Source organism: Natronocalculus amylovorans (genome assembly GCF_023638035.1).
In the GTDB taxonomy this organism is placed as follows: Archaea; Halobacteriota; Halobacteria; order Halobacteriales; family Haloferacaceae; genus Natronocalculus; species Natronocalculus amylovorans.
The window spans coordinates 1-16,245 of record NZ_JAKRVX010000005.1; the positions used below are offsets into that span (position 1 = coordinate 1).

General features: G+C 51.3%; 13 protein-coding genes. 4 read left to right on the plus strand and 9 right to left on the minus strand.

The window, feature by feature from the left end:
• Positions 1–113: 113 nt before the first annotated feature.
• From AArcSt2_RS11940 to AArcSt2_RS11950, 3 genes are all read left to right on the plus strand, one after another.
• Positions 114–1,070, plus strand: a complete 957-nt coding sequence (locus tag AArcSt2_RS11940; protein ID WP_250584913.1) for a DUF7973 family transport facilitator — start codon at positions 114–116, stop codon at positions 1,068–1,070.
• Positions 1,071–1,157: 87 nt separating this feature from the next.
• Positions 1,158–2,333, plus strand: a complete 1,176-nt coding sequence (locus tag AArcSt2_RS11945) for a Cdc6/Cdc18 family protein (RefSeq protein ID WP_250584915.1) — start codon at positions 1,158–1,160, stop codon at positions 2,331–2,333.
• An 89-nt stretch (positions 2,334–2,422) separates the two neighbouring features.
• Entirely contained in the window at positions 2,423–3,406 is a 984-nt protein-coding gene (locus tag AArcSt2_RS11950; protein ID WP_250584917.1) for a calcium/sodium antiporter, read from the plus strand.
• Positions 3,407–3,816: 410 nt separating this feature from the next.
• Here AArcSt2_RS11950 and AArcSt2_RS11955 read toward each other — a convergent pair whose 3' ends face one another.
• The 6 genes from AArcSt2_RS11955 to AArcSt2_RS11980 all read right to left on the minus strand — a co-directional run bounded on the left by AArcSt2_RS11955 (position 3,817) and on the right by AArcSt2_RS11980 (position 12,655).
• A complete protein-coding gene (locus tag AArcSt2_RS11955; protein WP_250584919.1) occupies positions 3,817–5,268 on the minus strand; it encodes a DUF6498-containing protein in 1,452 nt (483 codons plus the stop codon).
• A 93-nt stretch (positions 5,269–5,361) separates the two neighbouring features.
• Positions 5,362–6,603, minus strand: a complete 1,242-nt coding sequence (locus tag AArcSt2_RS11960) for an RNA-guided endonuclease InsQ/TnpB family protein (protein WP_250584921.1) — start codon at positions 6,601–6,603, stop codon at positions 5,362–5,364.
• 361 nt (positions 6,604–6,964) lie between these two features.
• A complete protein-coding gene (locus tag AArcSt2_RS11965) occupies positions 6,965–8,200 on the minus strand; it encodes an ABC transporter permease (RefSeq protein ID WP_250584923.1) in 1,236 nt (411 codons plus the stop codon).
• Positions 8,197–9,462, minus strand: a complete 1,266-nt coding sequence (locus AArcSt2_RS11970; RefSeq protein WP_250584925.1) for an FtsX-like permease family protein — start codon at positions 9,460–9,462, stop codon at positions 8,197–8,199. The genes AArcSt2_RS11965 and AArcSt2_RS11970 overlap by 4 nt, the downstream gene beginning before the upstream one ends.
• A 3-nt stretch (positions 9,463–9,465) precedes the next feature.
• On the minus strand, positions 9,466–10,260 hold the full coding sequence (locus AArcSt2_RS11975; RefSeq protein WP_250584927.1) for an ABC transporter ATP-binding protein: 795 nt from the start codon (positions 10,258–10,260) through the stop codon (positions 9,466–9,468).
• 160 nt (positions 10,261–10,420) lie between these two features.
• The gene (locus AArcSt2_RS11980) at positions 10,421–12,655 is read right to left on the minus strand and encodes a PGF-pre-PGF domain-containing protein (RefSeq protein ID WP_250584929.1); all 2,235 of its coding nucleotides are present in this window, start codon (positions 12,653–12,655) and stop codon (positions 10,421–10,423) included.
• A 750-nt stretch (positions 12,656–13,405) separates the two neighbouring features.
• On the opposite strand from AArcSt2_RS11980, the gene AArcSt2_RS11985 reads away from it, so the two are divergent.
• Complete coding sequence (locus AArcSt2_RS11985) at positions 13,406–14,509, plus strand: hypothetical protein (protein ID WP_250584931.1); 1,104 nt, start codon at positions 13,406–13,408, stop codon at positions 14,507–14,509.
• A 322-nt stretch (positions 14,510–14,831) separates the two neighbouring features.
• On the opposite strand, the gene AArcSt2_RS11990 is transcribed toward AArcSt2_RS11985, so the two are convergent.
• From AArcSt2_RS11990 to AArcSt2_RS12000, 3 genes are read right to left on the minus strand one after another with little or no spacing between them, the layout of a single operon-like run.
• Positions 14,832–15,356 (minus strand): metal-dependent hydrolase, encoded by a 525-nt coding sequence (locus tag AArcSt2_RS11990; protein WP_250584933.1) that lies wholly within the window; start codon positions 15,354–15,356, stop codon positions 14,832–14,834.
• Positions 15,349–15,855 (minus strand): OB-like fold-containing membrane protein, encoded by a 507-nt coding sequence (locus AArcSt2_RS11995; protein ID WP_250584935.1) that lies wholly within the window; start codon positions 15,853–15,855, stop codon positions 15,349–15,351. The genes AArcSt2_RS11990 and AArcSt2_RS11995 overlap by 8 nt, the downstream gene beginning before the upstream one ends.
• Before the next feature lie 60 nt (positions 15,856–15,915).
• A complete protein-coding gene (locus tag AArcSt2_RS12000; RefSeq protein WP_174653186.1) occupies positions 15,916–16,119 on the minus strand; it encodes a VNG_1110C family protein in 204 nt (67 codons plus the stop codon).
• Positions 16,120–16,245: the final 126 nt, after the last annotated feature.

Genomic DNA, 16,245 nt, shown 5'->3' on the forward strand with positions numbered 1-16,245 from the left:
CAGATCGATCGGGAGTTCTCACCAAAAGACACAAGCGACGTGGATGCACGCTACGGGCGCTGGCAGGAAGCAGTCGAACGCTCGCTCGATTGGGCACGTGACGGAGGAGACTAATGGTTTTAGAAACTGCACTGGGTAACCCAGTGTTCTGGCTGGCTGCTTTCGCTGGCGGTGCATTTGGTGCTGCGATTGGTGCACTTCCAGCGTTCGTCTTCACTGGCTTCATGGTGATTGCTGGTGAGGCAGCTGCGTTTGCAGGTGCAGGTGGCGGGATTACTGATTTACTCGGCTTCGGCCCACTCTTTGGTCCGCACATCGCCTTCGCTGGTGGTGCGGCCGCAGCTGCGTACGCAGCAAAGAAGGGCTATCTCGAAGATGGAAAAGATATCACCTCGGCATTAGGAACGCATAATGTAGATGTCCTGATTGTTGGTGGTGTCTTCGGTGTCTTCGGATTTGCAGCGGTTGAACTGCTCAATTTCGTTGGGTTCGGAACTGACAACATCGCACTGATGGTGTTTGTCTCCGCCCTCGTTCACCGTGTTGTCTTCGGATATAGCGTGATCGGCGAAGTGTACGGAAACAACGTCTTCGATATGGGTCCATTCGAGCGCGGTGAAGAGAATGCACCTGGCGTTTGGCTTCCATGGCAGTACAAATGGCACGGCGTCATCACAATCAGTGCAATTTCAGGTATCATCGGCGGGTTCGTCTACATCGCTACCGAGAGCCCAGTGCTCGTCTTCGGTATCAGTGCAGCAAGTCTGCTGTTCCTCAACCTCGGCATCGATGACTTCCCAGTCACACACCACATGACGCTCCCTGGTTCGGTTGCAGCATTCAGCGCGATCGGCAGCGGCTACGATCCGATTATCGCAATGGTCTTTGCGATCATCTTCGGTATCTTCGGCGGTGTCGTTGGTGAAGTCGCAGAGCGTATCTTCTACGCACACGGCAAAACACACGTTGACCCACCGGCAGCAGGTATTGCAGCATCCGGTCTACTGTTCACTGTGTTTGTTGCAATTGGTATCTTCAGTACGACCCTTTGGCCAACATTCGGCCTCTAAATAGCCGAACCCTTCGGCCAAACATCTTTCAAAATCGGATATTTATCATCTGCTGAGCCACGATTCCCAACAACATAGATATACAACATGAATATTGACGAGCGAATTGCACGGCGGCGGCAAACGAGTTCCCAGCCGCAGTTGGTTTTGGACTACGAGCCATTGAGCCCGCTGTTTCATCCACGTGAGCCGATCGGCCGCGGATCGTTGTTAGAACAACTGCTCGATCAGTTGGAGCCAGCGTTGCTCGGGAGACACCCATCCGACCTCTATGTGTGGGGTCCGAAAGGAAGCGGAAAAACTGCGGTCGTGAAAGCGCTGTTTCGCGCATTTAATAGAACGATCAAGCCAGAGACCGAGCCGATTCATACGACAACGCGTGTTGATTCTGTATCGGTGTTTGATTTTGTCTATATTGATGCACGAACAGCAAAAACACGATTTGCGCTCTATCGCGCAATTTTGGACCGGCTCATTGACGAGTCAGTCCCAACACAAGGTGTCGGTACTGCATGGGTCCAAGAAAAACTCGAAGCAGCGCTTGCGCCGACAAAAAATGGCGTTGTTGTTGCTGTTGACCATGTTGGAGAGCCGGAGACCCAATCAATTCTGCAGCTTCAAGAGATCCTTCAGCCACTACAGAGTGATCTATCAGTCGTTCTGATCGGTGCTGAAACACCAGAGAGTGCTGGTGTCGACGGTGAATCTGTAATCAATACGATCGAATGTACACCATACCAGACACATGATCTGGTCGAAATTTTGACTGGTCGTCTCTCAGACAGCTTAGTTCGTAATGCAGTGTCACACGATCAGCTTCGTGAAGTTGCAGAGTGGGCAGATGGAGATGTCCACGACGCTCTCTCTGCACTGTTTACCGCGGTAATCGAAGCAGAACAGACCGATTCGGATTACATAACCGACAATCAGCTTCAAACCGGATTTAAAAGCGTTCCACGTCCATGTGTCCCATTAGGTCGTGTTCTTGCACTCCCTAAGAGCCAGCTCTTAGTACTGAACCAGCTTACTCAGTTACCCGAACAAGCACTCACAAGTGTGGGCCGAGCAACAGAGAGCATCGCAAAGCGAGATATTGATCTCTCAGAAGGAACAATCAAGCGCCTTATTTATGAGCTCTCGGAGTCGGGAATCACGGAACGAATCCCCACTGAACGAGACGTACAAGTTGGGCGCTCACCATCAAGAATTGAGCTTCGGTTCCCGTACAAATTGCTCTCACACCGCGAGTTCGGCTCGAAATAATAACATACACCTCCAGTACTGACCCTCACGTTTCTTTGAATACTGTTTAATTGCACAGCGTGGCTTATTGAGATAGTGTTGTGAGCATAGTGAGTTCCGGTAGTGAGCAGATCGCGATCTTCATTTTCTCGATCGGTGGTCTGTGGCTCGGATCCAGGCTTTTAGTCGATGCAGCAGTCGTCCTTGCTCGCAGGAGAGGGATTTCTGAGTTAGTGATTGGGCTGACGATTGTCGCAGTGGGAACTTCTACACCTGAAATAGTTGTGAGTGCGGATGCTGCAGTTTCTGGATTTGGATCGATCGCGGTGGCAAACGTTCTTGGGTCAAATATATTCAATTTAGCACTGATTCTTGGTGGCGTCTCGCTCCTGCAAGCAGTTCCTGTTGAGCGATCGCTCATTCATCGAGATGGTATCGCACTGCTTGGTGCCACCGGAGTTGTGGGGATGACGCTCCTCATGTTGGGTGGAACAATCGAGCGAGTCCATGGACTCGCATTTCTTCTCCTGTTAGGCGGGTATGTGACAGCTCTCATCCACACAGAGCGCTCACATCTATCGATGACCACCGAATACCCGAATACACCAGAGATTCCTCTTGATGTGATCACAGATTGGATTCCACTTCCCGAAGCAGCTAAACACGGATGCATCCTACTCTGTGGATTTCTTATCGTGTTGGTGAGTGGTCACTATCTGGTCTCCGCTGCGGTGTCAATCGCAACCGCTGCCGATATCTCTGAGTGGATAATTGGGGAGACAATCGTTGCTGCAGGAACGTCCACCCCCGAACTCGTAGTTTCCGTTGTGGCTGCTCGATCGGGGCATATTGGAATGGCTGTTGGGAACGTGTTTGGAAGCTGTATATTCAATCTGCTTGGAATACTGGGCGTTGCTGCGATACTCAACCCACTAGTCGTAGGTAACTCGGCAGTCCAAACGCTTGGCTGGCTCAGTCTTGTCTCGATCGCAATGGTTGTTGCACTGTGGTCCGGAAACGCTCTCTCACGAGCTGAGGGGCTTGTCTTTGTGAGTGCAGAGGTGGTTCGGTGGGGTATGCGGCTCATCGCCTAGCTCCCACATTATCTATCTTTCTACAAGGAGAGAATCCCGCCCTGAGAATCCGACAATCCCTACGTTTATCGTGGATTGAAACATAACGTACTCCGACCGAGGCGGTATATCCACCCCCATGTCGGGATAATCGGACAATATCGGGATACCATATCTGACTTTCACAGGTATCTCCTGCGTGAGAGGAGATGGATACCGACACAAAATAATCAGGTAACTCTGGATCCCTTATAGGATAGGAGTAGCGGGGGCGTGGCACTCCCACCACTCGTCGGTGTGTCAACCCGAGGTTCCCAAACCAGCCGCCCGCAGTGCGGTGGGAAGCCTCGCCATCAGAACACATGTGTTCTGATTGACCAACAAGACACTTTGCGTCTTGTGACGCCGCTTACGGCGAGGAGGGTGTCACTTTATTCGCATATCCCTTTCCAAAGGGATTGAGAGAGTGTTACAACGACTGGGAGCATAAAAAACAAAAATAGGAATGCTTGAATCGGTGGTGATGGAAGCCCGATCATAACGAGCGTTCCAAGGAAGACTGCCGTGGGAATCAAAACGACAATAACAGCATAACCACGGCGAAGTGGCTCAAAATCAACCGCAGCCGTTGGGATTGGAAGTGAAAATGTCTCAATCGCCTTTTTTGGATTTGTTGTCGGGCCAATGATCCGATCGGCATCATTGTCGTCCCACCCACTTGTCATCGAAAAGGTTCGTGCATCAGTGAACCGATCCGCAAGTCGGCCGGACGCCACCTCGACGTTTCGGATCTCATTGAGCGGTGTTGACCACTGTGGCATCTCAAAGAACCGATCGTACGCGACAACGCGATCACCACGGCGTTGGTATTCCATCCCACCGTATCGAACGTACCAACTCCCCGCTTCTATGATCGTGCCGAATACGAATGCGCCCACAATCAACCCAAACGTAATGAGTTGGAACTGTAACGCCGAAAACGCCTGACCAACGGTAATAAGGAAGACAATCCAAGCCATACCGGCCAATGGAAGATGTTTTTGGAGGCTTTTTGGGATCGATCGGAAGACGCTCGAAAGGAGTACAGTACGCTGATCCGCTTGTATTCGAGCCGTCGGCTCTTCGCTTGGAACTGGTACCTGAGCAGTGCGAGAATCAGCAGTGTCACGTTCACCGGGGCCTGCGAGCCAGCGCGTAAACCGGCTTACACTGGTGGACCGATCCACGTGATACACTGCCCAGTCGGAAAGAATCTTGACACTAACGAGAATCGAGAGTGCAACAATACTGCCGATTTCGGTTTCGAGCAGTACCCCGAGAACAAGCAATAACATGACCAATAAAAATCCCTGTCGAGCAGGCGGCTCGAGGACACCATATGGAGAGAGCTGCTCATATTCGGCATGACCAAAGTACTGTGTTACCGTCTCCACAAGATGCCCACTCACAAGCGCGACAACAGCAGCCCAAAATACTGGTTGCTGGAGCACTTGCAGTGGCTCAATCACTGTCGAGAGGATAATTGTGAGCACAAGCGCAAGCCACAGAATCCGTCGAGTAATCCCAAAAGCATATGGAACGTTTCGTGGGTAGATCGGTGGGAGCCACGAGACAACCGTGACAGATCCACGAGTGTCAGAAAGCGTTGCGTTCGAAACCGTTGCAAGATCGCTCTCGGTCTCTTTCGGTGGGTGTGCAGCAAAAAGAGACTTGACGCCCGCAAGCAAGAGCAAAAAAAGAAGTTCGACGATGTAGAGCAGAATGAGAATATCCGCCTCCCAATGTAACCAGATCACGCCTACAAGCGGGATACAGTTTGCAAAAAAGAGCGGAATAAATCTGACTAGTGGGGGAGCGGTCTCTGGAGGGTGAGGTCGAAACATCGATCGAGCAGGTATACACTGTACTATATCGATCTGTAAAAGTATACATCTTCCTACACAATTGCACGGTCGATGAAGTGAATCACCCCGAGGTCAAGCCTCGGGGCTTCCTGTTTCGATGACGTGACTTGCAGACACACGCTGGATATCAGCGGTGTCCGTAGCGGTCACAGTCTCCACAGGCGTGGATTCGGGCCATCCCAGCCCTAATATAGAAAACCCTCTTTTTAGGACGTTCATCGATGCATTCGCATCCCTATCTGTCTCAAACCCACAGCCAGGACACGAGTGTTCCCTGACCCAAATGGGTTTTGTCGTTTCTACCCCACAACACGCACACTCTTTGGTCGTCCCACGAGAAGGCACTTGTACAACGTGTGTGCCGTACAAATCGCCTTTGTATTCGAGCAGGGTGATGAACTGTCGCCACGCTGCATCCTGCTTGTTCCGGGCGCTCCCCGTACCCTGAAGCATTCCAGCAACGTTTAAATCTTCGACGAACACGGCGTCGTACTCACGAACGAGCCACGTCGTCAGTTTGTGCTGATAGTCCAGTACGTTCCGCCGAATCTTCCGCTTCGTCTTAGCGACTTTCTGGCGCTGTTTCTCGTAGTTGTTCGAGCCGTGTTCTTTCCGCGAGAGGTTGCGTTGTTCTCGCCGGAGTCGCTCGTACTCGTCTTCGAGGTCGAGCCACTCCACTGCCTTTCCGTCCGACGTGTGGATGTAGTTCAAGATGCCGAGATCGACTCCCACGCTGTTGCTCGCGTCAAGCGAATCCAGTTCGGGTTTCTCTGGAACGTGTTCGTCGTCAGTTTCGAGGCTGAACGAGACGAACCACTCTCCAGTCACTTCTTTTTTGAGTGTGACTTCCTTGATAGTGGCATTTTTGCGGAGTGGTCGGTGATAACGGATTTTCATCCAGCCGATTTTACTGAAGCGGACAGACGCAACCCTGTCTCGGCCCCTCTTGTTATCGAGGTCGAAGCCTGACTGGTTGTACGTGACACTTCGGTAGTCGCTGGGTGCTTGCCGCTTGAGCCACCCGACTTTGTATCCGTTTTCTTTCTTCTTGCGAAGGTTCGAGAGGTTACGGTGAAAGCGGGCGACGGTGGCTTGTGCTGCTTTCGAGTATAACTCGGCGAATACGGGCCACTGTCGCTTCCACTCTGGAAGTTTGTTGTTCTGCGTGTATTCTTTGGGTTTGTCGTCGTCGGGACTATTCGTGTAGTCCCATTTGACGTGATTGTAGAGTTGGCGATGAACGTCGATGTGATGTTCGGCAGCCGCCGCTACTTCGTCGCGTGGGTAAGCGCGGTAACGGTGGCTGTGTTCCATCGCTGTCTGTTGATTAGATAATGTGCCTATTTAATGATTTGTACCCGCGTTGTCGGATTCATCCCCGACCTCAAGGGTCGGGGTATTCTCCTTGACCGCCGATAAATATAGGTAAACGTGCAGCACTCATGTCGGCTTCCTCCACGGGGTCAAGCCCCGTGGCATCCGCCTTGTATTTCTGTGAACTCGAGGTTGGTGTGGAAGATGACACAGTGCTGTTGATCGCTGCACCGACAGGGTCTGGAAGAGATAACCCAACTGCGATACGGGAAGCCCCGTTATCAGAACACATGTATTCTGATTGGCCAACAAGACGCAGCGCGTCTTGTGACGTCGTTTACGACAGGGAGGATGTCACAACTCACAACTGATCGATCGCCGGTAACCGACTCACTCGCCACCCAGCAACGCTTGCGGCGACAGTACCCATCACAACAGCGACAACCAACCCGAGAATGATAACATCTGTCTCCACGACGACGAGTCCTTCAAATCCAGTCAACTCATACGCGACTCGGTTGAGTGCGGCTGCAGCTGCAGGCGTGACCGCAGCACCGATGATGCCACCGAGGACTCCGATCGCAAAGCCATGTCCAGCCAGCAAGCTCACGATCGTCCCTCGAGAGACACCCATTGCGTTAATCGCAGCAAGCGTCTCTCGCTGTTGGTAGACAATCAGCGCAAGCAGGTTTGCTGTAAGCGCCAAGCCTGCAATAAACGCAAGCACAACGAGCGTCACCGCACCTGCAAGGACAAGCGCTTGGTTCTGCACGACCGCATTCAGCTGTTCAGCGTTTGTTCGGATCTCGTACTCGTCAAAATCTCCTTGGAGTGCGGCTTGTACTACTTCTGGATCCGCATCATCCTCAAGCGTGATCGTAATAAACGTCGCCGCATCAACACGCTCTGTGCCAGTGACTGTTTGTAGCTCACTCAACCGTGCAGTCGCGGTTGGTGTTCCAAGGAACTGTGAGAAGGTTCCGGAGATGCCAACGATCGTAAACTCGTTTGACTCCGCAGCAGCAAGCGAGCCACCCATGTAGAGCGTATCACCCACGCCGACATCGTAGCGATCGGCCAGCTGCGGATCAATCAAGATTTCGTGCGTCATCGGCCCGTCATACTCACCACCAGCGTAGTGTGTGTCACCACCCGAAAATCCCTCACCTTCACTGATCGACACGGCACTTCCAGAGCCAGTCACACCAGTTGCAACGATCGTGTCAAACTCCGACCCGTCGTCACTGACGTAGACCGTGTGGAACCCAAGTGGTACTGCATTCCGGACCCCATCATACTCGCTCATTTCGCTGGAGACCACATGTGCATCATACAGCGTATTCTCGAACCCCCCGGAGGCTGCAGAGAGTGCAACTGGGCCACTCGTCACCCACAGGTCCCGATCGGCGGATTCAAATTGTGACTCACCAGTCTCTAACACCCCATAGCCAGTCCCAGCAAGGAGCGTCATTGTCAACACAGCAAGGACAATGCCAACGATCGCAAGCAGTGTTCGGAACCGATGATGGCGAAGCTGGCTGAACACAAGCCCCCAGACAGCGATAAATCGGCGGCCACCAGCGAGCATCCGACTCATTGTAACACCTCCTCAGCAACGCCAACTCGACGAAGCAAGATTGCAATGTATGGCAGCGACAGGAGCGCAACAACCACTGCGACGACAACACCATACAATGCAAGAATTGGTTCGGCTGCAGCGACAGGAACCGTGGTCAGTGTTTGCATTGAGACCTCATTGACAAGCCACAGCCCACCAAATCCAAGAACAACACCAACAAGCCCACCAAGAATCGTACTGAGTATGCTTTGCGTTGCAATGAGTGTAAATCGGCTCTGTGCGGAGATCCCAACCGCTGCAAGGGTTGCAATCTGTGCCCGATCGGCAGTCACCTCCAACCCAGTCATCGTCATGACAAACAGCGTTCCGACAACGATCGCAATCAAGAATGCAGTAATTGACAGTGCAAGCGGTAACTCATCATCAAGCACCTGTTGTGTTGTGACGCCCGATCGTGTCTCGACAGTTGATTGTGGGTAGATATTTTCGAGTTGGGATTGCACAGCGGGATCATTCGCAGAGACTAAAATCTGTTCTGCTTGGTCCGCGTTTGCAGCCCCCGTGAGCGTCTGGAGTTCGCTCAGTTGCATGATGACAACAGGGAACTGGCTGCCTTGCCTGTCGCCGCTATCAACGTTTGCAACATGAAACGATCGATCGTCAGAGACGGATGGGCGTTGGACGGAGATCTCATCGCCCGTTTGCACTCCAAGCAGTGATGCTGCGCCGTCGGAAAATACCATTTCACCGGTCCATTCACCATCGTATCCACCATCGTTATAGTAGGGATCCCCTGGTGTCAGCCCTGTAGTAGTCACGTCCGAAACGTGTTCGAGCGACTCATTGCCAACGACGCCGATCGCAAGCACATACTCGCTTGCCTCATCTGGGGCTTGTAACCGGACAACCTGTGTCAAGACTGGTGTCGCATATTCAACGTCCTCAAATCCGGTTATTCGTTCGGCTGTTGGGTGAACGGAGCCAAACTGTGGGGCATCCGTATCGACAAGCACTGATGATTCACCTGGTGTATCCGGTGTAATCCAGTAGTCAACATCGTCGCTGTAGACTGTTGACTGTGTTGCAATTCCAACCCCAATTCCAGTCACAACAAGCATTAGTGCAACTGCAAGCGCAACACCACCAACACGTGACCAAAATCGGCCTGCATCAGAACCGCGTGCTTGAACGATCGCTCGTTTTGCTGCGATCGCGATCGTTGCTGTGATCCGCCTCACTGTTGCGGGGATTCGACCCGGGGTTGGGATGTCACCTGCCATTGGTTACTGCACCGAGTTGGACTGTGAAGACACAGACTCAGTTTGAGATCGCGGTCCTGATTCGCTTATATCGGCACTTTTACTCGTATCAGCAACGAGCTTACCATCGCGGAGCGAAATCACTCGATCTGCGATTGCTAACGTTTCAGGGTCATGCGTTGCAAGCACGATTGCAGTGTCTTCTGCGACTGATTTGAATCGATCAAGCACTTGAGCACCAGTCTCGGTATCTAACTCACCAGTCGGCTCATCAGCAATCACAAGCCGTGGGTTCGTAACCAGTGCGCGAGCGATTGCGACGCGTTGCTGTTCACCACCACTAAGTTGGGCTGGTTTGTGTGTAATTCGATCGCCAAGCCCTACCGCCTCAAGGAGTTCTTTTGCACGTACACGGCGGTCGCGTTTTTTGATCCCTAACTCAACAAGTGGGAGAGCAACATTCCCACGTGCGGAAAGCGCATCAAGCAGGTGGAAATGCTGAAACACAATACCGACATTTTCGAGCCGGTGTTTTGTTCGACGGCGTCCAGATAGTGTTTTAAGGTCAGTTCCGTCAAACGTGACTGTCCCGCTCGTTGGTGTATCGAGTCCTGCGATAAGATGCAAAAGCGTTGATTTCCCGCTTCCGCTCGGCCCTGAGAGTCCAACTACCTCACCTCGATCGATTGAAATTGAAATTGTATCGAGTGCAGTCACTGTTGGTCGCTCAGCCGATCGACTGAGCATTCGTTGCGTTCCAAGTGTGTAGCTTCGTGTCAGATTTTGACATTCAATGAGTGGAGGAGTGTCAGCTGGCATATACAATCACGAGATATGTTAGTATAGCATAATATCTGCAGGGAACTCGTAAGACGCTTTGGTTGTTGAATTGGTCGATGAGTGGTGCAGTAATTTCACCCGGAAATTAAGACCAGATTTATTCGTTGTAGTCGCTATCGACGACTTCTACGTCATCATCCTATTGCTGTTGTTGATAGTAGTATGCACCACCTGCTGCGAGTGCAATCAAGAGCAGGATAAGGATGATCAACGCGGAGCCACCAATTCCATCATCCTCTGGTGCTTCGGTCGTTACTGGTGGCTCAGTTTCGGTATCTGCTGGGTCTTCAGTTGGATCCGTGACCGAGAGCGTTCCTGCTGTGACTCCATTAACAGCAATGTCGAACGAACCCGCCTCGTCGAATGTTTCTGTGAATGAGACTGTCTTTGTCTCTCCAACATCGAGTTCGACTGTCTCTTGTGCTACGACATCTCCATCAACTTCGAGTTCAGCCGTGAACTCTCCTTCACCGCCTTCGTTTTCGATTTCTGCATCAACATCAACGCTCTCGCCAACTTCGATCTCATCTGCACTCAGTGAAGCATCAGTAACGCTTGCATCAACATCGTCTTGACCAGTAACTGCGTAAACGGACAGTCCGGGAGAGTCAGCAACGAAGACATATCGGTCGCCCTGTTGACCACGGAGTTTTGGCTCAAGGGTATTCCAGTTATCCCCTTCTTGACGGAGGAGGACAACATCCTCTGGATCGATATCATTCCGCTCAAGTCGGTTTTCACTCACACTGAATCTGAATTGAACCTCATCAACGCTGTCTCCAACCTCGTCAGCGTAATCTAGTTGAAGGTAGGAGAGTCCACCAGCAGACGTTGTTACATCAGGTGTTCCCGATGGTGCCATGCTTGATCGGGTTGACGTGACCTCGAAATCAACGCCTTGGTTTGCTGTGAAGTTCAGGTCGGTAAAGGAAACACCGCTTGTTCGATCTTCGTCAGTTTCTGTGAAGCGAACGTTTGCAGAAGTCCCATTGGTTACCCGAACTGCGACAGAGCTTGCGTTTGCTTCTGTCACTTCAGTCTCAGTGCTTGGATTGTCAGGGGTGAGTTCAGGGAGGGTTGGAGTTGGGGATGGGGACGGACTTGGTGATGGTGATGGTGATGGGCTCGGGGTAGGGTCATCATCTTCGTCTTCGATCGGGAAGTCAAACGTTCCCTTATCAGTTGAGAATTGGGTTGAGTCGCTTCCAGTTGCAACATAGACGAATTTGTATTCGCCATTTTCCCACGCATCATCAGTTTCTACGGTTAGTGTTTCTGAGCGATCGGCGTCACCGATACCGACTGCGGATGCATAGAGAACATCGTCGCCAGGGTTAGTACCTGGACGATCTACATCTGCCTCATCGAAAATAAAGTTCACCGCATCTGCAAGCAAGAAGTTTGATGCACTCTGCTCACTGATTTGTCGGTTAAGCACGCTCACATCGCCATCAAGATCTGCATTTCCAATCACTTCCTCAATAGAGTGGTCAATAGTAAATTCGTCTGTAGAGGTGTCTGAGTCAACACCACTCGGGGCATTTACCGTGAATGCGGAGTTCTCGAATTGTTCTTTATTATAGACAACTAGCGCATGGTTCAGGTCACCATCTGTTCCGACGTTGGCGTCGACATCAAATTCAATTGTATCGCCTGCTTCTGCATCATCTGTTGTGATTTCCGCAGAGGCACTTTCTTCTTGGACAGCGACACTTTCGAGACCAACAATAGTCACATCGCCACCACTAACCGAATCGAAATTTCCATTGTCCAGATTTATATCTCCATCACCATGTGATGCAAAGACAGCATACATTCCGGAATCATCAAAGGCGTGATCGAAACTAACCTGCCCATTTGAACCTACAGTTGCAGATCCCGGTTCTGTTTTTGTGATCGTGGTATTGGCATTGGCATCGTCTTTATCGAACATGTCCCGAAGCTCATTAATTGAGCTTGGAACAGTATCGTCGACATCATCACTGTCAATATCTTCATCTAATTTCACAACAAAGAAATCAAGATCTTCACCATTCAGATCCTGTGAACCTGTATCTGTCGTATCGAATGTGAAGTCGACCGTGGTTTGCTCGTCATACACTGGGAATGAGTCAATCAAATCTGTACTCGTAGCAAACCCATCTTGGTTGACCTGGACAGTTGGTGCATCTACAGTGAGTGCGGCACTATTTCGATCAGCACGAAGAGGGACTATTGAACGTTCCCAAACGCTGATTGAGTCCGTGATTTCAACAGAGTTGTCTGATAGGTCAGCGTTGTGTGTTAGATCACCCGGAGATCCGGTAATTGCATCTTGCGAACCACCCGATACACCCGCAGGGGCTGCGCCTGCGGCAACTGGCGATACTAACATCAGTAAAACGAGAAATATTGGTAACAATATTCTTTTTTTCCGCCTTGTCATGTAACCAACTATTTCTGGCCCAAGGTATAGTATTTTCGTCAACAGTATACAGCTACTAACTACTAGTTAATACACGATTACTACCTGATTCAAGGAGAGAGTCCCGGCCTGAAGGCCGGGCGTGAATCCGACCACATTCACTTCGAACTACGGAATTCTGCAGTCGAGGGTCGTCTCTCCGGTAACTCAACGCGGAAAACCGGGGGTGGTTTGGCGTTCCCCTCGTCGGCGTGGTCGATAACACACCTTCGACCGAACTCACGTTCACCGGCGCACCCGCCGAAAGGTGGGCATCAAAAACGCGAGCCTGCCGTGATTGAGCGTCACCGTTGTGGCAGAGAGGTGACGCAGGTCGATGGCACGACCCGTGCTCGGACGGCTTGAAAAAGTCGTTCGGGGGCATCCCGGAAATCCTTTGGGGACGGCGGGGATGCACGGTGCAAGGAGATACCGCGTCTACACGGACACCGAATACGCCATATCGCTCACGGGACTCACGTACAGCGCACGAACTGAGACACTCCGATCCCGCCGGGTGAATTTGCCCCCGTCGGACAATCCGGATCCCACGCACCGTTTTGCAGGGTGCGACCCCGAGTGTGGACGGAGAAACCTCGCCGTAAACGGCGAGGAAGATGTTATTACCGATTCTCGTTTTCAGTAGGTAGATTATTACACACGGCGTATAACAAAGAAACAATGTCTTATCCGTCTATTCGATCGCTCTCCACAGTGCTTATTTTATGTGTGGTTTTGAGTGTAGCGGTCATCACGGTTAGTGCGACTGGGTATAGCCTCTCGATTGCAGGGTCATTTAATTCACCAGAGGGACCACAAGAAATCAACGATCCGGATGGGAATACCCTTACCATTGATGAGTTGGCAGTTGTAGATCACGGAGAAGATATCAGTGTCGACGCGATTCTCCCAGACGCAGACTTTACAGCGAGGGTAAATCTCGAACGGATTGACGAGAGTGGAGAGCCAGAACGGCCTGCACCGGATACGACAACAATTCGAGGAGATGATACTGTTATATTTGGGACCGAGAGTGTTGAGCCCGGAACATATGTTGTCGGTCTCTATGATGGCCCAATACAAGCCGCAGTCCCTGTTATTGTCGCAGGATATGACCTGTCTGTGACTGCCACTGAAGAGTCATCTGACCAAGTACGAATAACTGTTGAAACAACGGAGATTACAGACAGTGATGAGATAACACAAGCAGAGGTGTTGCTTTGGGATGAAGACAATGAAGTTCGAGAAACGTTGTCTGAGTCTAATGAGAGTACGTATGATGGGTCGGTGTCGATCTCTAGCGGTGAGTTTGATGAATATGAAATATATACTGTTGTTCGGAGTGATACCGAAATATATGAAGGACAAAAAGATATCTTGGGCGCAAGTGAACCAAAACGGCTCACCGAGATATTAACTGAGTCTTCGGAGGACGAGGAGAGTACAGAGACTGAGACACCAACGGAAACTGAGACCGAGACACCAACCGAAACAGAAGAGACCCCAACAGAGACAGACACACCGACTGAAACCGAAACGACACCATCCCCAACGACGGAAACAGAAACGGAAACGGAGGCAGGCGACGATGATCGCGATACCGTAATCACACCAAACCCAACGGAGACAGAAAGTGACGACGATTCCGCATCAGATACGCACACCAGTACACCATCACAAACTGACGATACCACGCCGTTGCCAGTATGGCTCTCGATCGGTGGTCTCCTTCTATTAACGCTGCTCGCTGCCCGGCCGACCGATCGAGACCACAAAAAACAGTAGTCCCGTCTTAACATCCTCCGCACGACTAAAGTCGTGGGATTTCTCCTCGACTTTGTGTGACAATACAAGCGGTCTCCAACGTTAGAATATGACTGAGACCGCGACCCACTGCCTTTGGTGTGACGCACCAATCACCGACGTCTCAAACACAGATACGATTGGCCCGACACCACAGTTTTCTGGGTCAACGACTCCCCAGTGGGAACTACATCACGCGTGTGTAGATGAGTGGGAAGCGTGTGCCGATCGACTCTGCAGACTCGCCAGACACAGTGCCCGGCACACACTCATCGAGTACCCGCTTCGACATGGACCCACTGGCTTACACTGATGAGTCAGACTCCGACACCGCGTCTAGGGAAGATGTATGATACCGTTTTGCTTGCCAGACGATCGCCGCAAGCACCCCACTCACGAGTGCTGGCCACCGATCGCTTGATAAATAAAACCCATCAATCGCAAACCGATAGTCAGTCAGTGGCCACAACATCGGAGACATATATCCGGATGGTTTGATCAGGAACGCATCCAAAAGAATGTGTGATGCAGCACCGATCGCGAGGAGTGCAAATATTCGTTTCCGATACGCAGACGGCACAAGTACGGTTCCAATAAGCACAGACAGAAACGAGCCACCGACTGTGTGCAGCGCATACCAGTCAAACGGAATTCCGAGTCCAGCCTCAATCTGTTCGCTCGAAAGAACGAGACTAATTTTGGTCATATCCGGAATCATCGAACCCATCATACAGACAGTCACATACGGGGCTGTGATCCACTCGTACCGGAATGAGAGGGCAACCGCAATGACGTACGCAGCAAGGGCATGCGTAAGTAGATCAGCCATATTGCTCCTCCGTTTCCGCTCTCGCTTCGGTCCGTGGTTTGAATGCAAACGTATCGCGATCGAATCGCCACCCGCGTACAAATCGAACTAACACCCACAAACCTGCGATAAACGATACCGCATACATATAGTAGCGCTCCCATGGCTCTCTCGTGTATGAATCGATCACGATGACGCGTTGCTCCGTCTCAAGGGTGCCGTAGACGTTTATTTCGTCACCGACCGATGGGTCCCCTTCAAACGAGACCGCAGTAATCTCCATGCGATCGCCGTCTTTTGTGGTCACCACGAAGACAACTGGATCTGTCTCGACGACAGTGCCGCCGACTTGGACGCGATCACCAACGTACGCATCATACGACATGACAAAATCGTTCTCATTGGGGAACTCATTTCGGTCTGGATCGGACTCAAGTGTCCCGGCCCAGACAAGGAGTCCACAGAGCACGATCATGAGGAAAGCAACTACGATGACGCGTGTTCGTCGATCGTCTCGCATCTATCCACACAGACTGTGCTGGGGGATATCAACTTTTTGTGTCAATAAAAAGTACGTTCTCTATTGTAAGGGGACGCCTTGACGTGAGAGGAAACTGGAGACTTCTTTAATCTCGACCGGACTCCCGATAATCCGACAGTGCTGTTCGTCGCCCTCAAAAATCGTGATCATAAAGTCTGCTTCAAGCTTTTCGCGAAGTCCATTTAGCACACCGCAAGGGAGTACAATCTGCGTACTGTCTCGTAGGCGTGCGGGGTCCGGCATCTCATTCAATTAGACGGAATCTCACCGTATAATAGTGTCGAGTTTGGATGAAATTCAAGCGCACAGACGTGCACAGATCGCATGACACCCACAAATTCGGATATATTACACTCCTCTATTGAACAT